This is a genomic window from Psychroserpens mesophilus (assembly GCF_050617655.1).
Classification (GTDB): Bacteria; Bacteroidota; Bacteroidia; order Flavobacteriales; family Flavobacteriaceae; genus Psychroserpens; species Psychroserpens mesophilus_A.
The window spans coordinates 762,192-786,967 of sequence record NZ_JBODQC010000001.1 but is presented as its reverse complement, the minus strand read 5'-3'; the positions used below and the strand labels follow the sequence as shown (position 1 = coordinate 786,967).

The 24,776-nt window shown below is 33.4% G+C and carries 22 protein-coding genes; 10 read left to right on the top strand and 12 right to left on the bottom strand.

What is annotated here, in order from left to right:
• Positions 1–22: 22 nt before the first annotated feature.
• The 3 genes from ACRHNM_RS03405 to trxA all read right to left on the bottom strand — a co-directional run bounded on the left by ACRHNM_RS03405 (position 23) and on the right by trxA (position 1,929).
• Entirely contained in the window at positions 23–952 is a 930-nt protein-coding gene (locus ACRHNM_RS03405) for a DUF58 domain-containing protein (RefSeq protein ID WP_431133675.1), read from the bottom strand.
• Positions 953–975: 23 nt separating this feature from the next.
• Complete coding sequence (locus ACRHNM_RS03400) at positions 976–1,518, bottom strand: ClpP family protease (protein WP_431133673.1); 543 nt, start codon at positions 1,516–1,518, stop codon at positions 976–978.
• Between the two features lie 90 nt (positions 1,519–1,608).
• Positions 1,609–1,929: a thioredoxin gene (gene trxA / locus ACRHNM_RS03395; protein WP_431134019.1), complete on the bottom strand. Its 321-nt coding sequence runs from the start codon at positions 1,927–1,929 to the stop codon at positions 1,609–1,611.
• 306 nt (positions 1,930–2,235) lie between these two features.
• Here trxA and ACRHNM_RS03390 point away from each other — a divergent pair, with 306 nt between their 5' ends.
• Both ACRHNM_RS03390 and ACRHNM_RS03385 read left to right on the top strand, forming a co-directional pair.
• Positions 2,236–2,667, top strand: coding sequence for an SRPBCC family protein (locus tag ACRHNM_RS03390; protein WP_431133672.1), 432 nt, complete (start codon positions 2,236–2,238; stop codon positions 2,665–2,667).
• Positions 2,657–2,983 carry an ArsR/SmtB family transcription factor gene (locus tag ACRHNM_RS03385; protein ID WP_431133670.1) on the top strand — a complete coding sequence of 109 codons (327 nt, stop codon included), beginning with the start codon at positions 2,657–2,659 and terminating at the stop codon, positions 2,981–2,983. The genes ACRHNM_RS03390 and ACRHNM_RS03385 overlap by 11 nt, the downstream gene beginning before the upstream one ends.
• 73 nt (positions 2,984–3,056) lie before the next feature.
• On the opposite strand, the gene dnaE is transcribed toward ACRHNM_RS03385, so the two are convergent.
• The 3 genes from dnaE to ACRHNM_RS03370 all read right to left on the bottom strand — a co-directional run bounded on the left by dnaE (position 3,057) and on the right by ACRHNM_RS03370 (position 9,691).
• Entirely contained in the window at positions 3,057–7,445 is a 4,389-nt protein-coding gene (gene dnaE, locus ACRHNM_RS03380; protein ID WP_431133668.1) for a DNA polymerase III subunit alpha, read from the bottom strand.
• 155 nt (positions 7,446–7,600) lie between these two features.
• Positions 7,601–8,050: a ferritin-like domain-containing protein gene (locus ACRHNM_RS03375; RefSeq protein ID WP_431133666.1), complete on the bottom strand. Its 450-nt coding sequence runs from the start codon at positions 8,048–8,050 to the stop codon at positions 7,601–7,603.
• A 189-nt stretch (positions 8,051–8,239) separates the two neighbouring features.
• A complete protein-coding gene (locus ACRHNM_RS03370) occupies positions 8,240–9,691 on the bottom strand; it encodes a DUF6252 family protein (protein WP_431133664.1) in 1,452 nt (483 codons plus the stop codon).
• Between the two features lie 194 nt (positions 9,692–9,885).
• Between ACRHNM_RS03370 and ACRHNM_RS03365 the strand changes: the two genes are divergently transcribed.
• The 6 genes from ACRHNM_RS03365 (at position 9,886) to ACRHNM_RS03340 (ending at position 14,377) form a co-directional block, all read left to right on the top strand.
• Entirely contained in the window at positions 9,886–10,407 is a 522-nt protein-coding gene (locus tag ACRHNM_RS03365) for a 30S ribosomal protein S16 (RefSeq protein WP_431133662.1), read from the top strand.
• 72 nt (positions 10,408–10,479) lie between these two features.
• Positions 10,480–11,007, top strand: a complete 528-nt coding sequence (rimM, locus tag ACRHNM_RS03360; protein ID WP_431133660.1) for a ribosome maturation factor RimM — start codon at positions 10,480–10,482, stop codon at positions 11,005–11,007.
• 35 nt (positions 11,008–11,042) lie between these two features.
• Complete coding sequence (locus ACRHNM_RS03355) at positions 11,043–11,366, top strand: four helix bundle protein (RefSeq protein WP_431133658.1); 324 nt, start codon at positions 11,043–11,045, stop codon at positions 11,364–11,366.
• Between the two features lie 60 nt (positions 11,367–11,426).
• The gene (locus tag ACRHNM_RS03350) at positions 11,427–12,140 is read left to right on the top strand and encodes a tRNA1(Val) (adenine(37)-N6)-methyltransferase (RefSeq protein ID WP_431133656.1); all 714 of its coding nucleotides are present in this window, start codon (positions 11,427–11,429) and stop codon (positions 12,138–12,140) included.
• A gap of 53 nt (positions 12,141–12,193) precedes the next feature.
• Positions 12,194–13,372, top strand: a complete 1,179-nt coding sequence (locus tag ACRHNM_RS03345; protein WP_431133654.1) for an acyl-CoA dehydrogenase family protein — start codon at positions 12,194–12,196, stop codon at positions 13,370–13,372.
• 108 nt (positions 13,373–13,480) lie between these two features.
• On the top strand, positions 13,481–14,377 hold the full coding sequence (locus tag ACRHNM_RS03340; RefSeq protein WP_431133652.1) for a serine/threonine protein phosphatase: 897 nt from the start codon (positions 13,481–13,483) through the stop codon (positions 14,375–14,377).
• Position 14,378: 1 nt separating this feature from the next.
• Here the strand turns inward: ACRHNM_RS03340 and ACRHNM_RS03335 are convergent, their stop codons facing one another.
• From ACRHNM_RS03335 to ACRHNM_RS03320, 4 genes are all read right to left on the bottom strand, one after another.
• Positions 14,379–14,711 (bottom strand): ferredoxin, encoded by a 333-nt coding sequence (locus tag ACRHNM_RS03335; RefSeq protein ID WP_431133651.1) that lies wholly within the window; start codon positions 14,709–14,711, stop codon positions 14,379–14,381.
• Between the two features lie 48 nt (positions 14,712–14,759).
• Entirely contained in the window at positions 14,760–15,812 is a 1,053-nt protein-coding gene (locus ACRHNM_RS03330) for an NAD(P)/FAD-dependent oxidoreductase (protein WP_431133649.1), read from the bottom strand.
• A gap of 65 nt (positions 15,813–15,877) precedes the next feature.
• Positions 15,878–16,120, bottom strand: a complete 243-nt coding sequence (locus ACRHNM_RS03325) for a NifU family protein (RefSeq protein ID WP_431133647.1) — start codon at positions 16,118–16,120, stop codon at positions 15,878–15,880.
• A gap of 55 nt (positions 16,121–16,175) precedes the next feature.
• The gene (locus ACRHNM_RS03320) at positions 16,176–17,312 is read right to left on the bottom strand and encodes a P-loop NTPase (RefSeq protein ID WP_431133645.1); all 1,137 of its coding nucleotides are present in this window, start codon (positions 17,310–17,312) and stop codon (positions 16,176–16,178) included.
• A gap of 203 nt (positions 17,313–17,515) precedes the next feature.
• On the opposite strand from ACRHNM_RS03320, the gene ACRHNM_RS03315 reads away from it, so the two are divergent.
• Together ACRHNM_RS03315 and ACRHNM_RS03310 are read left to right on the top strand one after the other, a co-directional pair.
• The gene (locus ACRHNM_RS03315) at positions 17,516–20,416 is read left to right on the top strand and encodes a DUF7619 domain-containing protein (protein ID WP_431133643.1); all 2,901 of its coding nucleotides are present in this window, start codon (positions 17,516–17,518) and stop codon (positions 20,414–20,416) included.
• 3 nt (positions 20,417–20,419) lie between these two features.
• The gene (locus tag ACRHNM_RS03310) at positions 20,420–23,179 is read left to right on the top strand and encodes a DUF7619 domain-containing protein (RefSeq protein WP_431133640.1); all 2,760 of its coding nucleotides are present in this window, start codon (positions 20,420–20,422) and stop codon (positions 23,177–23,179) included.
• 214 nt (positions 23,180–23,393) lie between these two features.
• Here the strand turns inward: ACRHNM_RS03310 and ACRHNM_RS03305 are convergent, their stop codons facing one another.
• Positions 23,394–24,425, bottom strand: a complete 1,032-nt coding sequence (locus ACRHNM_RS03305) for a T9SS type A sorting domain-containing protein (protein WP_431133638.1) — start codon at positions 24,423–24,425, stop codon at positions 23,394–23,396.
• Between the two features lie 37 nt (positions 24,426–24,462).
• Entirely contained in the window at positions 24,463–24,723 is a 261-nt protein-coding gene (locus tag ACRHNM_RS03300; protein ID WP_431133636.1) for an MGMT family protein, read from the bottom strand.
• Between the last annotated feature and the right edge of the window lie 53 nt (positions 24,724–24,776).

The following is a 24,776-nucleotide window of genomic DNA, read 5'->3' as shown; positions in this document are numbered from 1 at the left end:
CTAAAGATTTTTGACAAAATTTTTAAATAAATTTTTGTCGCTCTACCATGTAAGTCGTTAGAATCTTATCAAAAGACTGATTGATATCTGCTTCAACATACTTGATTTGATATTGTAAGCATTTTAATCTTATAGATTTAAAGTAGTCATTCACAGCCAATTCATAACCATCCTTAACGCTGTCTGGGTACAAATTAATAAATTCATTTGTTTCTACATCAATGAAACGTTTGGGTGCATTATCAAAATCAAACTTCAATTCTTTAGCCTTATCAATGACATGAAATAGTACAACTTCGTGTTTGTTATGCTTTAAATGCCTCAAAGCTTCAAATAATTTCACATCATCAGTAGCCGTTTGAAACATATCTGTAAAAAAGAAAATTAAAGAGCGCCTATGAATGTTTTCTGCTATTTGATGCAAATAGGTGTATGTTTCAGTTTGTTTATGTAATGGTTTAGAAACAACCATATTACTCAACTGACTTAACAACATTTGATGATGACGTTCACTTCCTTTTTCAGGAGCATAATAATCATAGGCATCACTGTAAATACTTAAACCAACCGCATCACGCTGCTTTTTTAAGATGTGCATCAAAGATGCTGATGCTAAAGCCGAAAAAGCAATTTTATTAAGATTAGTAATATTGAAATCGTTAAGTTCAGGATAATGCATCGAACTACTGTTGTCTATAATGAGATGACAACGTAGGTTAGTTTCATCATCAAAACGTTTGGTATAAAGCTTGTCTGTTTTAGCATAGAGCTTCCAATCGATATGACGTGTACTTTCTCCTTGATTGTAAATTTTATGTTCAGCAAACTCAGCAGAAAACCCATGAAACGGACTCTTATGCATTCCTGCAATAAATCCTTCCACAACCTGCTTGGCAAGAAGTTCTAAGTTTTTAAATCCGCCTGCTTTGTTGAGTTCTGCTTGTAAATTCATGTTTTTAGTCTATGTTCTAAAATCTAACAGATGTCATCAACAATTCCATACGCTTTAGATTCCTTTGCTCCCATCCAATGGTCACGATTAAAATCTTTCATTACCTTATCAAAATCCTGACCGCAATTATCTGCTAAAATCTTAGCACTTAACTCCTTTGTTTTTAAAATTTCCTGAGCTGTAATTTCTATATCACTCGCTTGACCGCGTGCTCCTCCGCTTGGCTGATGAATCATCACACGAGCATGTGGTTGGATAAAGCGCTTTCCTTTAGTTCCAACGGATAACAAAATAGATCCCATTGATGCCGCTAATCCTGTACAAATAGTAGATACATCACTATTCAATGATTTGATACAATCATATATAGCAAACCCAGAAGTGACATAACCTCCAGGGCTGTTAATATATAAATGAATGTCTTTGGTTTCTAAGGTATCCAAATACATCAAACGGTCTATAACATGTTTTGCCGATTTTTCATCTACCATTCCCCATAGAAACACTTTACGTTCTTCCAATAATTTACTATCTATTATATCTTGTGCTTTTGCTTGCTTACTCATATGTGTTTTGTCTTAGACTTATTATTAGCTAAAAATAAAAAAAGGTTTACCACATTGGCAAACCTTTTATCATTTCTTTTAGATTATATCTTATAATAAAGAATCGATAGCGTCTGTATATGCATTTTTAGGAGCTACTCCAACCTGACGTCCTACGACCTCTCCATTTTTAAATACCAAAACTGTTGGGATATTTCGCACGCCATATTTAGCAGCAAACTCCTGATTAGCATCTACGTCTACTTTACCTACAACGGCTTTACCATCGTATTCTGTACTTATTTCATCAATGATTGGCCCAACCATTCTACATGGTCCGCACCAAGCAGCCCAAAAATCAACCACTACTGGTTTATCACTGTTTAATACTGTTTCTTCAAACGTTGCATCTGTTATTTCTAATGCCATAATTATATGTTCTAATTGAGTTTAACTTCGTTTTAATACACAAAATTAGTCAAAAATTTTGCCAAACCTTACAATGTACGTATTTGTTTTGATTATGAAGTTATTGAATGCTTATATAATAATTTTTAGGGCGCATAAACCAGGCTATCACTACTCGCTCTCTACGAGGAGCTCAAACAAACCGTTCTATCCTTTGCGCAAAGACATTATTATCATACGCAACTTTTTTGTTGCGCATTATAAAAGATTGACGTAAGTTAGCAACCATAACGTTGCGTATTATCTAATAAATTCGATAAATAATAAATCATGAAGGACACAATTATTAAAGAAAAAGTATTTAATCATCCTATAGATAGAGTATGGAGTGCCATTTCAAAAGGCGAAGAAATTTCGAAATGGTTTTTAAAAGCCGACTTTAAAGCTGAAAAGGGGTATCAATACACTTTTTCATCAGAACCAAATGAAAAAGGGTGTACAACTATTAACGGAATAGTTAAAAAAGCACATCCTTATATATTAGTTTACACATGGATTGTAGCTGGCACTGAAGTAGAAACGACTGTGAACTGGAAGTTAGTGGCTGTTACAGGTGGCACACATCTGTATTTAAAGCATTCAGGAATTTCAAACTATGCTGGAGATACAGCAATTACTATGCTTGAAAGTTTTAATGGTGGATGGACTGATTGTATCAATCAACTAACAAATTATCTAAAAAAAGAAGTGAATGCAGGATAACATCACACAATTATTTAAAGCCATAGCTGATCCCATAAGACGTGAGATTTTTCATACATTGATTGTTACCAGTTCGGATTTGTCAATAACTCAAATCGCAAATCAATTTGAAATAAGCAGACAAGGTGTTACCAAACATATTAAAACCTTAGAAGAAGCAGACTTAATTTATTTAGACCGTAAAGGTCGTGAACGTTTTTGTCATGCTAATGCCAAACCATTAAAAGAGCTTAACAAATGGATCAAATTCTATGAGCAATTTTGGGATGATTCATTAGATGATTTAGGTAATTATTTGGATCATAAAAGAACTTAAAGATATCGAAACTTACTTAAGAACTCTTTTTGATTGGATTTAAGATTTTATGTTTATCATATTAAGTTTTACATTAATTCAACTTATAATACACATCATTATTTTCTAATTCTTGTAATAACGATTGTGATATTTTAACTTTTTGTTTTCTACTCGGCAAATTCAGTTTAATCTCTTCATCGTTATCATAGATTACAAAATTAAGGGCATGATTACCTTCATGAATTCTGAATAAATCTTTAAGTTTAGTAATTCTCTGTTCTTTTAAATCATTAATATTAAGTTGAACGGATAGCTTCTTAGCATAAGTATCCATAACATCGTGAAGTAATTGAAAACTATTAAACTGTAATCTAGGATCACTTTTTTTACCAGTCTCACGATTTACCCAGCCTTCTCTTACATAACATTTTACATAGACAAAACTGTTTTTTACCAAAAAATGGCGATACTTCAGATACTCTTCACCAAAAATTCTAAACTCAAAACTATCTGTGTAATCTTCAACCATAAAAAGTGCCCAACCTTTACCTTGTTTACTAACACGATGCTGTACATCGGTAACAACACCTCCAAAAGTGATTTCACGATTTACGTAATTTTCTAACTCATTAAAGAGTGCCAGATTTCCATTACAAAACGTTTTCATCTCTACTTTAAAATCATCTAAAGGGTGACCAGAGATGTAAACACCAACAACTTCTTTCTCCTGAGCTAATTTTTCCATCGTTCCCCATTCTTCACAAGGCGGCACCACAGGTTCTGCTATTTGCACATCACTGGTAGCTCCAAATAAACTCACCTGAGCAGAATTTTCGTTTTCCTGATGTTTAGCTCCATACTTAATGGCTTTCTCTAAAAAGGTAATTCCATCACCATCATCATGGAAATATTGAGCACGATGTGTATCTCCAAATCCGTCAAAACCGCCAGCTAAAGCTAAATTTTCAAAGGCCTTTTTATTTGCAGCTCTAAGGTCGATTCGCTTTGCTAAATCAAATATTGATTTGTAATGACCATCTTCTTTTCTATGCTTTACTATTGTTTTCACAGCACCATGACCAACTCCTTTTATAGCTCCCATACCAAAGCGAACTGCACCATCTTGATTTACTGAAAATTTATAGTATGACTCATTTACATCTGGACCCAAGACATCTAATCGCATCCGCTTGCATTCTTCCATAAAGAAGGTTACCTGCTTAATATCATTCATGTTATTTGAGAGCACAGCTGCCATATACTCTGCAGGATAATGCGCTTTTAAATAGGCTGTTTGATAAGCAATCCATGCGTAACATGTTGAATGCGACTTATTAAAAGCATAACTTGCAAAAGCTTCCCAGTCTTTCCAGACTTTTTCCAGCACTTTAGCATCATGCCCTTTTGCTTCTGCCTGTTCTATAAACTTAGGCTTCATTTTGTCCAGAACTGCAATTTGCTTTTTACCCATCGCTTTACGGAGTATATCTGCTTCACCTTTGGTAAAATCGGCTAACTTTTGCGAGAGTAACATGACCTGCTCCTGATACACCGTAATTCCATAAGTTTCTTTGAGATATTCTTCCATTGCTGGCAAATCGTACTCAATATCTTCATCACCATGTTTCCTACGAACAAAACTTGGAATGTATTCCATTGGTCCTGGTCGGTACAAGGCGTTCATTGCAATGAGATCTTCAAACACTGTAGGTTTTAAATCTTTAAGATGCTTTTGCATACCTGGTGATTCATATTGAAACACACCTACCGTTTCTCCTTTCTGGAATAATTCATAGGTTTTTTCATCATCTAACGGAAAGCTGTCAGGATCAAGTAAAATATTGTGCTTTGCTTTAACGATTTTAACAGTATCCTTAATTAAAGTCAGCGTTTTTAATCCTAAGAAATCCATCTTCAACAAACCTGCGTCTTCCACCACAGAGTTATCGAACTGAGTCACATACAAGTCAGAATCTTTTGCGGTAGCAACAGGAACAAACTTGGTAATATCATCAGGCGTAATAATCACTCCACAAGCATGAATTCCAGTATTACGAACAGAACCTTCTAGAGTTCTCGCTAAGTTTACCGTTTCAGACTCTAAGTCGCTTCCATCAGCGATATTGAGAAGCTGATTCACTTTTTCTAAATCTTCAGCTCTGAATTTTTTTGACAATTCCTTTTCATCAAGACCGAAAATTTTATTCAGTTTAGACATGGTTGGAATCAACTTCGCAATGCGATCGGCATCAAATAAAGGTAAATCTAAAACTCGGGCTGTATCTCTAATTGATGACTTCGCAGCCATGGTTCCGTAAGTAATAATTTGAGCTACCTGATTCGCTCCATATTTTTTAATGACATAATCCATGACGCGACTTCGGCCTTCATCATCAAAATCGATATCGATATCAGGCATACTAATACGATCTGGATTTAAGAAACGCTCAAAAAGTAGGTCGTATTTTAAAGGATCAATATTGGTTATCCAAAGGCAGTAAGCCACTACAGATCCTGCTGCAGAACCACGACCTGGTCCGACAGATACATCCATATTTCTGGCTTCACGAATAAAATCTTCAACGATTAAAAAGTATCCTGGATAACCTGTATTTTCAATGACACTTAATTCAAAATCGAGACGCTCTTTAATCTCATCTGAAAGGTCTTCACCATAGCGTTTTTTTGCGCCTTCATAAGTGAGATGTTTCAAATAAGCATTTTCTCCTCGTTTACCACCATCGGTCAAATCGGCATCATCTTTAAACTCATCAGGAATATCAAAAGCTGGTAATAATACGTCACGAGCTAATTGAAAGCCTTCTACCTTATCTACTACGTCTTGAACATTTGTTATTGCTTCAGGAATATCTGTGAACAGTGCTTTCATTTCTTCTGAAGATTTGAAATAATATTCCTTATTTGGCAATCCGTAACGATAACCACGTCCACGACCAATAGGAGTCGCTTGCTTTTCGCCATCTTTTACACATAGTAAAATATCATGTGCATTTGCATCTTGTTGTTTGCAATAATAGGTGTTATTGGTAGCGACAAGCTTCACATCATGTTTTTGAGCAAGACTAATAAGCACAGGATTTACGCGATTTTCATCTTCTTGATTGTGACGCATCAGCTCCACATACAAATCATCACCAAACTCCTGTTTCCACCAGATTAATGCTTCTTCAGCTTGATTTTCTCCAACATTCAACACTTTACTTGGCACTTCTCCGTAAAGATTTCCTGTTAAGCATATGAGGTCTTCTTTATATTGCTGAATGAGTTTTTTATCAATTCTTGGGAGGTAGTAAAACCCATCAACAAAAGCATGTGAGGATAGTTTTGCTAAATTATGATAGCCATTCTTATTTTTGGCAATCAGTACAATTTGATAACCGTTATCTTTTCTGGTTTTATCGGTGTGATTTTCACAAACAAAAAACTCACAGCCAATAATTGGCTTTATAATTTTTCCTTTTTTCTCTTCTCCTGCTTCTTCAGCTTCAGCATGTTGTGCTTTAACCGATTTATTATGATTGTTAACCGCTTTTACAAAATGGAATGCTCCCATCATATTAGCATGATCAGTCAAAGCTACGGCTGGCATATTTTGTTCTGCAGCAACAGCTACAAGATCTGAAACACTTATGGTAGACTGCAATACTGAAAACTGAGAATGGTTATGAAGATGTACAAAATCGACATCAGCTAAATCTGAAATGTTCTCTTTTATTTCAGCTTCAGAGATAACATCTGTTTGAGATTTCTGAAGGCGTTCATTGATTTTGGCACTTTCCCTTTTAAGGTTGATATGTTTTAATCCTATGAGCTGAATTTGCTGTGGATTTTTCTCATTAAAGTTCTGAAAATAATCAGGCTGAACATCTAATTGTTCTTTAGTGTATTCACCTAAACGAATCAATTCTAAAAAACAACGTGTTGTTGCCTCAACATCAGCAGTAGCATTATGAGCTTCAGCAAAGGGAGTGTTAAATAAAAACTGATGTAACTCCGTTAAGGTTGGTAATTTAAACTTTCCGTAGCGACCTCCTGGTATCTGGCATAATTCTGCGGTGTGTTCAGTACAAGTATCTAATACCGGAAGTTCTTGTAGCTTGTTAGCAAAGTCTGCTCTTACAAACTCAGCTCCCATTATATTGAGATCGAAGGTTACATTCTGACCAACAACAAATTTAGTTTTACTTAAAGCTGCATTGAATTTTTCAAGCACTTCAATTAGTGGAACTCCTTGCTCTTGAGCTAACTCAGTAGAAATACCATGAATTTTTTCTGCATCATAAGGAATATTAAACTCTTGCGGTTGCACCAGATAATCCTGATGATCGACACAGTTTCCCATATCGTCATGAAGTTGCCAAGCTATTTGAATACATCTAGGCCAATTATCTACGTCTGTAATTGGTGCATCCCAACGTTTTGGTAATCCTGTAGTTTCGGTATCGAAAATTAAATACATTAAAACTGAGTTGTTTATTATTTGGTTTTTGAACTGTAAAATCTAGCTTATAAAATTACAAAGAAACTTAGCTTATTTAAAGTGAAGTTATAAACACTTTTAAACAAAAAAAGTCAGTTCAAATGAACTGACTTTAATTTATTTTCGGACGTAATTTATGAAACTAGTTCTTCATGAACTTTTTCTGTATTAATTGCTGCTTGAATAGCGTTTTTATGTTTTACTAACAAACTATCAATACTTGGCGGTAAATTACGCTCTTTAATGAGCTCGTTATATTCTTCTAAACTTGCTTCTTCACCTTTAATTGCTTCTTCAAGAATCGCTTCTTCATTATTAGAGCTAAACGTTGATTTTAATGACATCCAGTTACGATGCATTGTTCCTTTAAAACTTCCTGAATCTTCAGGAATCTCTCCATATTGCAAGATTTCAGTTCTTAATTCTTTAGCGAATTCACTTCGTTCTGAAGCACGTCTTTTAAAATACATTTTTAATTTATCACTATCTACGTTATCAATGGCGTTTAAATACCCTTTTTCTGCATCATAGTTTTTTATTAATAATTCATTTAATTTATTTGAAATTTCTTCTGAATACTTCATGTTATCTTATACAATTTTAAATTTCAATACTTTTTTTTGGGATGCGTATTGTTTCACATCTCACTAACTTAATATAGTATGAACTGAAAGAAATATCGAATGATTTAACATCTTTAACAGCGATTTAAAAATTTTTAACAAAAAAAGCAGCCCATTAGAGCTGCTTTAGTAAAACATCATATAAATTTCTTATACGTTATCTAAATAATCTGGAACACCATCCATATCTGTATCATCAGCATCTGCTGGATCGCCATCCATATTAGGATCTGGATTTTCATTTATTGTTAAAAGACCATCACCATCGTCATCGTCGTCTAAATAATTAGGAGTGCCATCTGCATCTGTATCGTCATTAACTGGGTTTCCATCATTATTGATATCTTCAAAAACAGTTAAAACAGAATCGCCATCATCGTCAGCATCTATATAATTTGGTATTCCGTCACCATCAGTATCTCCTGATTCATTTTGTGTTAACACACCATCACCATCGTCATCTGTGTCTAAATAATCTACATCATTATCACCATCAGTGTCAATAGGATTTCCATCAATATCTTTAGCTTCGTTAATTGTTAAAATTCCGTCACCATCATCATCGTCATCTAGATAATTAGGAGTTCCATCACTATCAGAATCATCATTATCAAGATCTTCATCTCCATTAAAATCTTCAAAAATATCTGGAATACCATCACCATCAGAATCAGCACAATTTAAACCGTCTAATTCTAATTGTATACTTCCATCTGGATCTCCACAAAAATTAATTTGCTCCTGTAAATAGAACTGATAATCCAAACATGCTGCGACGTAGTTACCAATTGTAGCATTATTAAATGCAGTTTCTGCTGTATTTCTGTTGTCTAAAGCAATTCCGCATGGAAAAACACAAGCATTTAAGTCGTCTATTTGATTTTGTAATGCTCCACCAATATCACCACAATATATTCTTTGAGTTTCTAAAGCTGCAGCAAAAGCTTCACAAGCCATAACATAATCAGCACTACTTACATAAGTGAGTTCAGGTGCAGTTGTTGCTACAAAAGCAGCTTCTAATAACTCTGTTTGCTCTTGAGCATCATCACATGTAATTATCGTAGTAGGAAAACTCCCTGAGGTTAATGGGACTCTATAAAATATACCTCCTCCAATTGGATCTTCTCCTGTGTCGTTTGAACCTCCGTTTTGTTCAGTAACACCTCCAAAGTTGATGACATCTGTACCATCAATATTATATGCATTAAACTCAAACCTACCTGTAAATGTATTATTTATAATTTCGTCTAGTTTAATAAAACCATATTCGGTATAAACTGGTTGATTTGATTCATCTTCAGGATAATTAGTAGAATATACAGTACCATCGGCAGCAGTAAATCTAGCTTCCATAGACTCAACATCTCCTAAATTATAAAGACCTATAGCAACTGAAGGTATTCTGAGTTCTAAAGTTTCAATGTTATTTCCTCCAGTAATGGTTAAGTATCCATTGCTATCTATATCAGCATTAAAATACTCTGCTCTCCAAAGCACATAGTCCTTAGTTCCCTGTATTGATGGTGAATTAAATTCAACTTCGTCACCACAACTTGCAAAGGTTAATACTGTTATGAGAAGTATAGCTAGTCTTTTCATTGGTTTTAATTTTTCTTCCTCTAAAATAAAAATGAGGCACATTTTTAGGTAAATATAACGTTTTAGAACTTCCAAAAGTATAATAAAATTTCAATATTACTTAATTTCAAATAAAATGTTCTAAATTAAATAATTGTATTATCTTTGCGCTCTCATTAATAATAGAGGTCGCGAACCTCACTAATTAATTACATATGTCAGTTAAAATAAGATTACAAAGACACGGTAAAAAAGGAAAACCTTACTACTGGATCGTAGCAGCAGATGCAAGATCAAAAAGAGATGGTAAATACCTAGAAAAATTAGGTGCTTACAATCCAAACACTAACCCAGCAACTGTAGAATTAAATGTTGATGGTGCAGTACAATGGTTACAGAATGGTGCACAACCAACTGATACAGCCAGAGCAATTTTATCATATAAAGGTGCATTGCTTAAAAATCACCTTGCAGGTGGTGTTGCTAAAGGTGCACTTACTGAAGAACAAGCTCAAGCGAAGTTCGATGCTTGGTTAGACGAAAAAGCAGCTAAAGTACAAAGTAAAGAAGCTAATTTATCTGAAGCCGAAGCAAAAGCAAAAGCTGAAGCATTAGCAGCTGAAAAAGCAGTTAATGAAGCAAGAATAGCGGCTGCGGCTCCTGTTGTTGAAGAAGAGGTTACTGAAGAAGCAAAGGCTGAAGGTGAAGACACGACCGCTTCAAACGAAGAAGAATAGAAATTTATTTTTTATACTTTTAAACTCCGATACGATGTGTCGGAGTTTTTTTATTAAATAACTTAAATAATTATGAATAAAAAAGAGTGTTTCTTTCTCGGCAAGATTGTCAAAAAATACAGTTTTAAAGGTGAATTATTAATCAAACTAGATACTGACGAACCCGAGTTATATGAAAATATGGAGTCCGTTTTTGTTGAAGTGCGAAATAACCTTGTCCCTTTTTTTATTGAATCATCTCAGCTTCATAAATCTGAATTATTAAGAATTAAATTTGAAGATGTTGATACTGAAGAAGATGCCGATGCACTTATAAAAAGTGAATTATACTTACCACTTGAATTTCTGCCAAAATTAGATGATGGTAAATTTTATTTTCATGAAATTATCGGGTTTAAAGTGGAAGATAACAACTTTGGACATGTTGGTATCATCAAATCAATAAATGACTCTACTGCACAGTCGCTATTTGAAATAGACAGAGATGGTATCGAAATCTTAATTCCAATGAATGATGAATTCATCTCTAAAGTTGATAAAAAAAATAAAATCATTTTTGTAGACACTCCTGAAGGATTAATTCAATTGTATATTGAATAAATTCCAAAATAAAAAATAAAAAATTCCAATTGGTTATGGGCAATAAGAAAGTTTACGATTTAGAAGAAAGAACATACTTGTTTGCCAAAAATTGTAGATTAACAATTACAAAACTTACAAAAACAACATCAAACATCGAAGATGGTAAACAATTGGTTAGATCATCAGGTTCTGTTGCTGCTAACTACATAGAAGCCAATGAAAAATTAGGAGATAAAGATTTTAAATTTCGTTTAAAAATTGCAAGAAAAGAAGCTAAAGAATCTGTACTTTGGTTAAAGCTTTTAAGGGATCTAAACCCAAATAACAATGAAATCGTAAATTTAATTAATGAATCGGAAGAATTAAGGAAAATTTAATCAGCAATCATTAATAAAACTTAATCTCTTTTGGATTTTGGAATTTAAAATTTGAAATTTGTGGTAAAACCTTTTCAATTCAAACAATTTACTGTTCAGCAAGATCAATGTGCTATGAAAATTGGCACTGATAGTGTGTTGCTTGGTACTTGGGTTTCTCTTGAAAGAAATCCTATTTCAGTTTTAGACATTGGTGCAGGAACTGGTATTTTATCACTAATATTAGCTCAAAGAAGTCATGCTCAAACCATTGAAGCTTTAGAAATTGACGACAAAGCTTACGAGCAATGCGTAGACAATTTTGAACAATCACCTTGGAATGACCGCTTGTTTTGTTATCATGCTTCATTAGAAGAATTTGCAGATGAAATTGATGATACTTACGACTTAATTATTTGCAATCCGCCATTCTACGCTGAAAATTATAAAACAGAAAATTCAAAGCGCGATTTAGCACGTTTTCAAGATGCCATGCCTTTTGAACACTTGTTAGAAAGTGTTGTTGCTTTACTTTCGAAAGAAGGTCTGTTTTCTGTAATAATTCCATTTTCAGAAGAAGAAAAGTTTACAGTTTTAGCAGCTGAATTTGCTATTTTTCCAAAGCGAATCACACATGTTAAAGGCTCTCCTTCCGCAGCTATAAAACGAAGCTTGATTGAGTTTTCATTCTCGAAAAGCGACATAATAAATTCCGAATTAATTATAGAAACTGCACGTCATCACTATACTGAAAATTACATTAATCTGACTAAGGATTTTTATTTGAAAATGTAGTTTTAAGAAAACGATTTCGTTATTTTTGCTATCCAAACAAAATACGACACACAATGAAACCAGATTTATTCGAAGCACCAGATTATTATAATCTTGATGAATTACTTTCAGAAGAACACAAATTAGTGCGTGATGCCGCAAGAGACTGGGTAAAGCGTGATGTTTCTCCAATTATTGAAGAAGCGGCACAAAAAGCTGAATTCCCAAAATCTATTATTGGTGGATTAGCTGAAATTGGAGCTTTCGGACCATATATTCCTGTTGAATATGGAGGAGCTGGCTTAGATCAAATTTCGTATGGATTAATCATGCAGGAAATTGAACGTGGAGATTCTGGTGTAAGAAGTACAGCTTCAGTACAATCATCGTTGGTAATGTATCCTATCTGGAAATATGGGAATGAAGAACAACGTCAGAAATATTTACCAAAATTAGCTTCTGGTGAATGGATTGGGTCTTTTGGGTTAACTGAACCTGACCATGGCAGTAATCCTGGAGGAATGGTGACCAACTTTAAAGATATGGGAGACCACTATTTATTAAATGGTGCTAAAATGTGGATTTCAAATTCTCCATTCTGTCAAATCGCTGTGGTTTGGGCAAAAAATGAAGAAGGACGTATTCATGGTTTAATTGTTGAGCGTGGTATGGAAGGATTTTCAACTCCTGAAACTCATAATAAATGGTCACTTCGTGCCAGTGCTACTGGAGAACTTATTTTCGATAATGTCAAAGTGCCTAAAGAAAATTTATTACCTAACAAATCTGGTCTAGGAGCTCCACTTGGCTGTCTAGATTCAGCACGTTTTGGTATTGCTTGGGGAGCTATTGGAGCAGCTATGGATTGCTATGATACTGCTTTACGTTACAGTAAAGAACGTCATCAGTTTGGAAAGCCGATTGGTCAGTTTCAATTACAGCAAAAGAAATTAGCTGAAATGATTACTGAAATCACTAAAGCACAATTATTAGCATGGAGACTTGGTGTAATGCGTGAAAACGGCACTGCTACTTCTGCTCAAATTTCAATGGCAAAACGAAACAATGTGGATATGGCTTTAACAATTGCACGTGATGCCAGACAAATGTTAGGTGGAATGGGAATTTCTGGTGAATATTCTATCATGAGACATATGATGAACCTGGAAAGTGTAGTGACTTACGAAGGGACTCACGATATTCATTTATTGATTACTGGATTGGATGTAACTGGTTTAAATGCATTTAAATAGCAAGCTAAACCATAGGTGTTATTATTTCACTCTCTTATGGAATTGATATGAAATAAATTTATAAAAATGCCTTTCTGTTGAGAGGCATTTTTTGTTTACATTTACTTTATGTCTTCAAAAACCAGATTAGATCGTGCTTATAAAAATGCTATGGTCATTAATTTTGACAACTCTAGTAAGTTTGTACTTTTTAGTGATTGTCATCGAGGCGATAACAGTTTTGCTGATGACTTTGCTAATAATCGCAACATTTACTTTCATGCCTTAAAGCATTATTACGCTGAAGATTTTAGCTACTGCGAACTTGGTGATGGTGATGAATTATGGGAAAACCTCTCGTTTGACTCTATTTTGAATGCACATAAAAATGTGTATATGTTGATGAAGCTTTTTCATGAACAAAATCGCTTACACATGATTTGGGGAAACCATGACATGGTATATCGCGACCCTAAATATGTAGAAAAATATTTATCAACTTATTTTGATCCAAAAATTGGAGAAGAGGTCGACTTATTTTGTGATCTCAAATACCATGAAGCCATTATTTTAAAACATAGTGAAACTGGTCAGGAACTATTTTTAACTCATGGTCATCAAGCGGATTGGTGGAATTATATCTTCTGGAAATGGAGTCGTTTTCTAGTTCGTATTCTGTGGAAACCACTCAATGTGATGGGCATTGCAGACCCAACCAGTCCTGCAAAAAATTACAAAGAATTAATAAAAGTTGAGCGTAGAACTAAAAAGTGGATTATAGAAAACAATAACCTTATTACGATTGTGGGTCATACGCACAGACCACGTTTTCCTGAACCAGGTGATATTGCTTTTTTTAATGATGGAAGCTGTGTACATCCAAGAAGTATTACAGGTATTGAAATTGAAAATGGAGAGATTTCATTAATAAAATGGCAAATTGCCACAACTGATGATGGTACGTTGAAAATTGTTAGAGTTTTATTGGAAGGACCTCGAAAGCTGGCAGACTATAAAACAGAATAGATTAACTTTCAGGAGCTAGTTCTACTTCTAAACCTTCCATATCTGAAGTGATTTGAATTTGACAACCTAAACGAGAGTTATCTTTAACATAAAATGCTTCGCTTAGCATGGCCTCTTCATCATCTTGCATTTCAGGCAATGCTGTGTCACTTAACACATAACATTGACATGAAGCACACATGGCCATGCCTCCACAGATTCCTATTGTACCTTCTGGAGCCAATTCATAAGAACGAACAACCTCCATAAGATTCATAGCCATATCTGTAGGCGCAAGTATTTCATGAGTAACACCATTTCTATCAGTTATTTTTATGTTGACGTCTTGTTTCATACTATAATAGGGCTTTCAATTGTGGCCAAAGTGACAAATCTGGAGAAATTAATCAATGGTTTTTACAACTTGTTTAGGTGCTTCTTTTCTAGTGCCATCAAACCCATCAACACCTGCAACTGTAGTGTATTTTAAGACATATCGTTTACCTGGATTAATGATTTGGTAAGCTGCTTGGCACATTAATGTAGCCTCATGAAAACCACAAAGGATGAGTTTCAATTTTCCAGGATATGTATTCACATCACCAATAGCAAAAATCCCTGGAATGTTAGTTTGATAATCTAACGCATTATTTACTTTTATTGCGTTCTTTTCAATCTCTAATCCCCAATCTGCGATAGGTCCTAATTTTGGCGACAACCCAAAAAGGGGCACAAAATGATCACATGATTTTTTAAATGTGTTAGCACCATGTTTGACAACAATGGATTCAATTTTATTATTTCCATTAACACCAATAACTTCAGCAGGAGTTATCAGCTCAATTTTACCAGCGTTTTTTAATTCTTGTACTTTTTCAACAGAGTCAAGATGTCCTCGAAACTCATTTCGTCTATGAATTAAGGTTACTTCGCTAGCTACATCACTTAAAAAAATACTCCAGTCTAAAGCAGAATCTCCTCCACCTGCGATGACTACTTTTTTTCCTCTATAAAATTCAGGATCTTTAATAATGTACTCAACACCTTTGTCTTCATAATCTACAATGTTATCTATGATTGGCTTACGAGGTTCAAAACTTCCTAATCCGCCAGCTATAGCTACAACAGGAGCGTGATGTTTAGTGCCTTTATTTGTGGTAACAATAAAAGTACCATCGTCTTGTTTATCGATGGTTTCTGCACGTTCTCCAAGTGTAAAACCTGGCTTAAACTGCTTACATTGTTCTAATAATTTATGGGTAAGATCACCAGCAAGAATTTCTGGGTATGCAGGAATATCGTAAATAGGTTTCTTAGGGTAAATCTCTGAACATTGTCCGCCAGGCTGTGGTAATGCATCAATTAAATGACATTTTAATTTAAGTAAACCCGCTTCAAAAACTGTAAATAAACCTGTGGGTCCAGCTCCTATAATGAGTATATCTGTTTTAATCATGAATCTAAATTTCGGAATGTAAAATTAATCGAAAAACAAGACTAATTATGTGACAAAAGTCACATTTAAGCTTCTATGTTAATGACGTGTTCAATTTGTGGTGCATATTTTTTTATGGTCATCTCAACACCAGACTTGAGTGTCATTTGATTAACACTACATCCTACACAAGCTCCAAGCAATTGTACTTTTACAAGTTTATCATCTTCAATAGACAATAACGAGATATCACCTCCATCGCTTTGTAAAAACGGACGGATTTCATCCAGTGCTTTTTCGACATTCAGTCTAAGTTCTTCTGTGCTCATATCTTAGATATCCTCACCTTTTCCCTCTCTAAAGAAAAGGGAAATGGAATTAATTTTATTTTTTAATTGCTGAACATCCAGCCATAGTCGTTATTTTAATTGCTTCGGTTGGAGGTAAATTATCATTACGACGTACTACTTCTTCAACTACATTTTGTGTTAACTTTTCGAATGCTTTCTCTAGAGATGTCGCTGTTTGTAAAGCAGCCGGACGACCAACATCTCCTGCTTCTCTTATGCTTTGAACCAATGGTAATTCTCCTAAAAAACGAACGTTTAAATCTTCAGCAAGGTTTTGAGCACCTTGTTTTCCAAAAATATAATATTTATTATCAGGAAGTTCGTCAGGTGTAAAGTAAGCCATATTTTCAATAATACCTAACACTGGCACATTGATGCTTTCCTGCTGAAACATCGCAACTCCTTTTTTGGCATCTGACAAAGCTACATTTTGAGGTGTGCTTACTACAACTGCTCCCGTAATTGGAAGTGACTGCATAATACTTAAATGGATATCACCAGTACCAGGAGGCAAATCAATTAATAGAAAATCGAGTTCTCCCCAAGCTGCATCAAAAATCATTTGATTTAATGCTTTTGCTGCCATTGGTCCTCTCCAAACGACTGCCTGATCAGGTTTTGTAAAAAACCCAATCGACAACATTTTGACACCATAATTTTCTACAGGTCGCATTTTAGATTTTCCATCGACATCTACCGCTAAAGGTCGTTCTAATTCAACATCAAACATCATTGGCATTGAAGGGCCATAAATATCGGCATCTAACACACCAACTTTAAAACCCATTTTTGCTAAGGTTACAGCCAAATTAGCCGTTACAGTAGATTTGCCAACTCCACCTTTTCCAGAAGCAACTGCAATGATATTTTGAATGCCAGGAATATGTTTACCTTTAATAACGTTAGGAGCTGACTTTGTAGGAGCATCTACTTTTACATTGACTGTAATTTTAGCCTTTTCATACACCTTATCATGAATGGTTTTCATGATATCGACTTCAGTTTTCTTTTTGGCTTGTAAGCTTGGGTTTGTAATAGTGATATCGACAATCACCTCATCGGCAAAAGTAACGACATTTGTAACTGCTCCACTTTCAACCATATTTTGCCCTTCACCAGGTGCAGAAATGCTTTCGAGTGCTTTGAGTATATCTTGTTTGTTTAATTTCATAGTTATTGTAATCGTGAATTCTATGTAGAATCATTCTAAATGCAAAGATACTTAATATCCTTTGAAGTTTAAAGTTCAAAGATTGGTATTTCTTATGCTGAAATTTGAATTGATTATAACCACATCAAAAAGTGTTATGCTTTGGATTGATCCAAAAAAATTAAAAAAAAATCTGTATATTTAATAACTTGAAAACCAACCTCATGAAAAATTTCTCGATTTTACTTATTTCCTTTTTATTCTCATTCATCATAAATGCTCAGATTATTGATATACCTGATGCTAATTTTAAGAATGCTTTAGTAAATACGAATTGTTGCAACACAGGTGGAGCTTACACTGATGCTGATTTAAATAATGATGGAGAAATACAAGTAAGCGAAGCCTTGCAAGTATCTAGTATGAATGTTAATAATGAATCTATAACTTCTTTAACTGGTATTGAATATTTTTCTAATTTAGGATATTTGAATTGTGATAGTAATAACCTAACATCTTTAGATGTAAGTGAATTTGTTAACCTAACAGGTTTGTCTTGTTCTTCTAATCAAATTACTAGTTTAAATCTCAGTAATCTAACTAATTTGAGCTATTTGAGCTGTAATAATAATTTTCTTACTTCTTTAGATTTAAGTGGAATGGTTAATCTTGACGATTTAAATTGCCGCGATAATCAATTAACTAGTTTAGAAATAAGTGACTCAGTAAATATGAGATGGTTGGATTGTCGTAATAATCAACTTTCAAATTTAGATATTACTTCATATACTAGTCTTTGGGATTTAAACTGCCAAAATAACTTGTTGACTAGCCTTATTATTCCCAACTTATTAAGTCTTCAAGTAGTGGATTGTGCTGATAACCAACTCACATCTTTAACTATTAATGACGAGACGTTGCTTGGTTTAACATGTGACAATAATCTATTAACATCTTTGGATCTTTCTTCAATGACAAGTTTGAAAAATTTAAGATGCAGTGACAATACATTAACCTCGTTAAATTTAGGTAGCATGTCTCTAGAAAATATAAACTGTAATAATAATCAATTAATTAATTTAGACCTCACTTCTTTAACTGATTTGGAAACAGTCTATTGTACTAATAATCAGTTAACAAGTATAGATTTTCCAATTCAGGCTGCTGAGTTTAATAGCCTATATTGTTCAGATAATAATTTATCAAGCTTAGATGTTGGAAATTTAACTGGATTGGTTTATCTAAATTGTCAAAACAACGTACTCAATTCGTTGAACTCTGGCACTGGCCTTTCTACTCTTCAAGTATCAAACAATGAACTTGTAACCATAGATCTTAGTAACTCTCCAAATTTATATGATCTGTATGCCAATAATAACCTTTTAACTTCTATAGATCTCAGTAATTCTCAAATATTAGAAGAATTACATATGTCTAATAATCTTTTTACGTCTATAGATTTCAGTAATTGTACAAATTTAAATACCATATTTTTAGAAAATAATTTATTAACTAGCATAGACGTAAGTCAAAATTTTAATTTGTGTAATTTCTATTGTGACAATAACGATTTTACAACCATAAATTTTGGTGATATTGATGTTCTTTGCGCTCCTTGGGATGTGTTTTTTGACGGAAGCCCTAACTTATCTGTAGTATGTACTATTGAAGATAACTTTGGTTGGGTTCAGGATAAATTAACTGAATATGGTTATTCTGATTGTGCAATAACTTCGTATTGCTCGTTTGAGCCTAATAGTGAGTATTTTCTAGTACAAGGTCAAGCTTTAATTGATGTAGACAGTAATGGTTGTGATGTATCAGATGCTTTTGCTACCAATCAAGGGTTCAATATTTCAAGTAATGATTTTTACGATACGTTTTATGCCAATTCGCAGAGCGAATTTGAGTTATATATTAGTTCTGGTTCACATACCATAACTCCAGCATTTGAAAACCCAGATTACTTTACAGTTTCACCTTCAAGTATTACTGTTAATTTCCCAACAGATATTAGTCCGTTTATTCAAGACTTTTGTATTACACCAAATGGAACACACAATGATTTAGAAATTACCTTATTTCCACTTGATGAAGCGCGTCCTGGTTTTGATACTGATTACAAAATCGTATATAAAAACAAAGGGACTACTACTTTGTCTGGAGATATCGATTTTGGGTTTCAAGATGAAGTTATGGACTATGTGACTGCAACACCTCCAAACGAATCTGTACTTAGCGATTTATTGAGTTGGAGTTTTACCGATTTAACACCTTTTGAATCTCGTGAGATTTATTTAACCATGAATATCAATTCACCAATGGAAACGCCTCCTGTAAATGGTGATGACATCTTGAGTTTTACTACAACCATTAGTTCTTCTGAAACTGATGAAACTCCAGATGACAACACCTTTCAACTTAATCAAACCGTTGTGAATTCTTTTGATCCTAACGATAAAACCTGTTTAGAAGGTGATGTCATTTCACCTGAAATGGTTGGTGAGTATGTACATTATATGATTCGTTTTGAAAATACTGGAACAGCTAATGCTATTAATGTGGTTGTAAAAGACCATATTGATAGAACCAAATATGATTTATCATCACTTATTGCCATAGATGCTAGTCATGGTTTTGTGGCTAGAACTAAAGATGATGGTTCAGATTATTATGTGGAATTCATTTTTGAAAACATCAACTTACCTTTTGATGATGCCAATAATGATGGTTATGTGGTATTTAAAATTAAAACACTCGATACTCTAGTCTTAAATGATACTTTTGAAAATGAAGCTGAAATCTATTTCGATTTTAACTTTCCTATTATTACCAATGTAGCACAAACTACAGTTGCTACGTTAAGTACTGAAGACTTTACATTAGCGAATACCAGTATTGTATTGTATCCGAATCCGACAACTGATATTTTGCATTTAAAATCAATGCAAGCAATACAGCATATTAGCATCTACGATCTTTTTGGGAGACAAATCCAAGACATTGCTATGATTGGCTTAAAAACGAATGTAGACATCTCTACTGAAGCACTTTCAACTGGCACTTATTTTGTGAAGATTAAAACGGAAACTAGTGAACTAGTTAAAAAATTTATTAAAGATTAAATTATGAAAAACTACTACACTTTACTAGTTGCCTTTTTATTTTCACTTATAACAAATGCTCAGATTGTAAACATTCCTGATCCTATATTAAAAAATAGGTTATTAAATGGTTATTGTGTCGATTTAGATGGTGATGGGAATGGTGACACTGATGTTGACACTAATAACGATAACGAAATTCAAGTTTCCGAAGCAGAGGCCGTTTTAAGTTTAGACCTTGATTGTAATAATTCTTCTTGTATGTTTTCATCATTTGTAGGATTAGAAGCTTTTACCAACTTACAAAATCTGTCTGCAAGAAATAATAATTTAACAACACTAGATCTTAGCGCTTTAACCAACCTAGAAACTTTAGATTGTAGTAGTAATGATATAACATCGATTACATTTGGTTCATTACAAAGTCTAAATTATTTAAAATGTTCTGCTAATCAATTGGATTCCATAGATGTTAGTTCGTTATTCAATCTTGAGACGTTTATATGTAATTCCAATCAATTAAATTCCATTAATTTTGGTAGCATTTCAAATTTAACACACTTTGATTGTCGCCTGAATCAGTTAAGTTCAATTGAACTTGATGGGTTTACAAACCTAAGCTACTTTCTTTGTTCAGATAATCAACTAAATGCAATCGATGCAAGTCAATTGACAAATTTAACGACATTAAGTTGCTCTAATAATCAGCTTAGTTCCCTAGATGTTAGCAACTCTACTAATCTAACTGAATTGGATTGCTCCTCAAATCAACTGAATAATTTAAATTTAGGTGTAATATCAGACCTCTTTCGTTTAACTTGTGATAATAATCAATTAAGTACAATCGATTTAACTTCATTAACCAACCTCACTATTTTAAGTTGTGATGATAATCAAATTACATCACTAGATTTTAGTAATACTGGGAGCCTCGAAACCCTTGATTGTTCTAATAATTTGCTACTTGACCTAGATGTGAGTGAGGCATCCAATTTGAACTCACTAACCTGTAATAATAATCCAAATTTATCCTCAATACAATTAGGATCATCTATCATTTGGCTCACAGTTGAATATTCTGGTCTCACTGAAGTTGACTTTAGTGAAACATCCATTCGAATTCTTAATCTAAAAAATAATGAAAATCTAACTCATGTTAAACTAGGAATATATAATCAGGATGATTTTTATATTTATAATGTTGAAGACAATCCCATTCTTGAAACCATCTCATTTAAAAATGGAGATGATAATTTTTCTGATAACTCTGGTAGTTCTGATATTAACATATGTAATAACACTAGTCTCGCTTTTGTTTGTGCAGATGAATTTGAAATGGACAATGTACAAGACTTGGTAAATAACTGCGGCTACACAAATGTAACTGTTAACTCTTATTGTTCTTTTACTCCTGGAGGAGAATACTACCTTGTTGAAGGTGATGTTACTCTAGATGTAAATAATGATGGTTGTGATGCCAGTGATATCGACTTCCCTAATTTAAACTTTTCGATCACTAACGGATCTGAAATTGGCAATTTTATTTCAAATATCTCTGGAAGTTATGGTATCCCTTTAACTAATGGTTCCTACTCAATTAATCCTACTCTTGAAAATCCTAGCTACTTTTTGGTATCTCCATCCAGTCTTACGGTCGATTTCCCATCGGATACAAGTCCATATATTCAGGATTTCTGTATTACACCAAATGGAACGTATAACGATTTAGAAATTACTTTATTTCCAATTGATGAAGCACGTCCTGGGTTTGATGCCTATTATAAAATTGTTTATAAAAACAAAGGCACTACCACTTTGTCTGGTACAATTGACCTTACTTTTCAAGATGATTTAATGGATTTGATTTCTGCTTCACCTTCGGAAGATTCGCAATCTGGAAATATGCTGAGTTGGAATTTCACCGACTTAACGCCCTTTGAATCTCGTAATATCTTTTTCACTATGAACATCAATTCACCATCGGAAACTCCTCCTGTAAATGGTGATGATGTGTTGGTTTTTGATGCTTCTGTTAATTCTTCTGAAACTGATGAAACACCAGATGACAACACCTTTCAACTTAATCAAACCGTTGTTAATTCTTTTGATCCTAACGATAAAACCTGTTTAGAAGGTGATGTTATTTCACCTGAAATGGTTGGTGACTATGTACATTATATGATTCGTTTTGAAAATACTGGTACTGCAAACGCTGTAAACATTGTTGTAAAAGATGATATTGATACAAGCAAATACGATTTAGCTTCACTTATTCCTTTACATGCAAGTCACAATTATATTGCAAGAATTAAAGATAATGCTTTAGACCATTATGTAGAGTTTATTTTTGAAAACATCAACTTACCTTTTGATGACGCCAATAATGATGGTTATATCGTTTTTAAAATTAAAACTTTAGACACTTTAGGTTTAGGTGATACTTTTGAAAATGATGCTGAAATTTATTTCGATTTTAATTTCCCTATTGTAACCAATAACGAACAAACTACTGTTGCAACGTTAAGCACTGAAGAATTTGAGTTAGCAAATAACAATATCACTTTGTACCCTAATCCAACCACTAATGTTTTACATTTAGAATCAAAGCAAAATATAAAGCAAATTGGTCTTTATGATATCTCTGGAAGACAGATTCAAGATATTGCTGTGATTGGTTTAAAAACGAATATCGATATTTCTACTGAAACACTCTCGACAGGCACTTATTTTATGAAGATTAAAACGGAAACTAGTACACTAGTTAAAAAATTTATTAAAGAATAATACTTTTAAACATCATCTTCTACTTAAAATTCAAATGATGCTTTAAATATTTTATTATTTGGCAATAGCTTTTCAATCTTTGTTTTGTAATCATAGATTGTCTGTTTATGGACAAAATCTAGGTAAAAACCAAAGTGTTTTCCCAACAATGTCTTAAGGTATTGAATATGATGTGCCTGGGCACATTATAAAATGCATGGAAGCATGTCTTTTATTACCTAATAATTAATTTTTTTGTAACAGTTCTATTGTCTTGTTCAATATTTAGCATATAAACACCAGAATTCAAAGAAGATACATTTACAAAATTATTTTTAAGTGGACGTGATAAAACGTTTTCACCAATAAGGTTATATATATTTATTATTATCTCATTAAGAGATTCACTTTCAATAAACACTTGGTTCTCTGCTGGATTAGGATATATTTTAAATTTATGTTTTTCAGCTGTATCAATAGATAGCCTAGCTTCCAACACTTCGCAATCATTTGTAACGGTAACATATCTAAATTCTGAAAGTACACATCCAGCCATACAATCTCCACCGTATAACCCAAAGACGAACTCATCCTCTTCATTAATGAAAATGTCACAGACCTCAACGTTTTCTGACCAGTTTGGATCCCAATCATCATAAAGAATATACGGAATTCCAGTATAATTGAATCGTAATGAAAGATTAGACAAAAAAACTTCTGCATAATCAATATCGTCAATATTTTCAAAATCATCTATAAGAGCATACATGTTTAAAAAGTCAAAATTTGTCTCTAGATAAAGATGTGTACACGAACAAGAATTAAGCTGATTATAATCAACTAAGGATAATTGATAAGTTGAAATAAGATTATCTAATTCATCAATACCAGAAATGCCAGTATTTAATAAACTATCTAACCAAGGCAAAGATGTACTCACCACTAATACAATTCTTTTATAATCAATCGAATAATTATATTCTTGATTTACATGTATTTCAAAATCATTAAATATCTCATCAATTATTGGACTATTAATAGGATTCTCATATATAGCAGACAATTTTTCTAAGTAAGGCTCAACTCTAGAGTCTGGAAGAAAAGGATTATTAAAATCTGGATCTTGTGGATTGTTACTAATAGCTCTCATTGCTAACAGCTTAGCATCCAATTCATAATTTGCTTGTATATAAGGATTAATGCTACACTGTGAAAAGGCAGATGTTGTAGTCAAAAAAAGAATGAATATAAATAGTAATGTCTTCATAACAGATGATTTACCTAACTAAAATACATTTTTATTTTTATAATTCCTCAGCAGGATTCCAATACACTTGTTCTAAATCTTGTATTTGATTATCAACAACAGTAATGCCTTCATTTTCCAGTAATTGTTGCATCAAATTAGTACCATCAAAATGGTGCTTTCCTGTAAGCAAACCTTTTCGATTGACTACACGATGCGCAGGCACATCTTTCTGAGCAGAGCTATTCATTGCATAACCCACCATTCTGGCACTTCGCTTTGCGCCTAAATAATTGGCAATGGAACCATAAGTAGTCACTTTTCCAAAGGGAATTTGCTTAGCAACCTCATATCAAAAAAGTTTAATGTTTC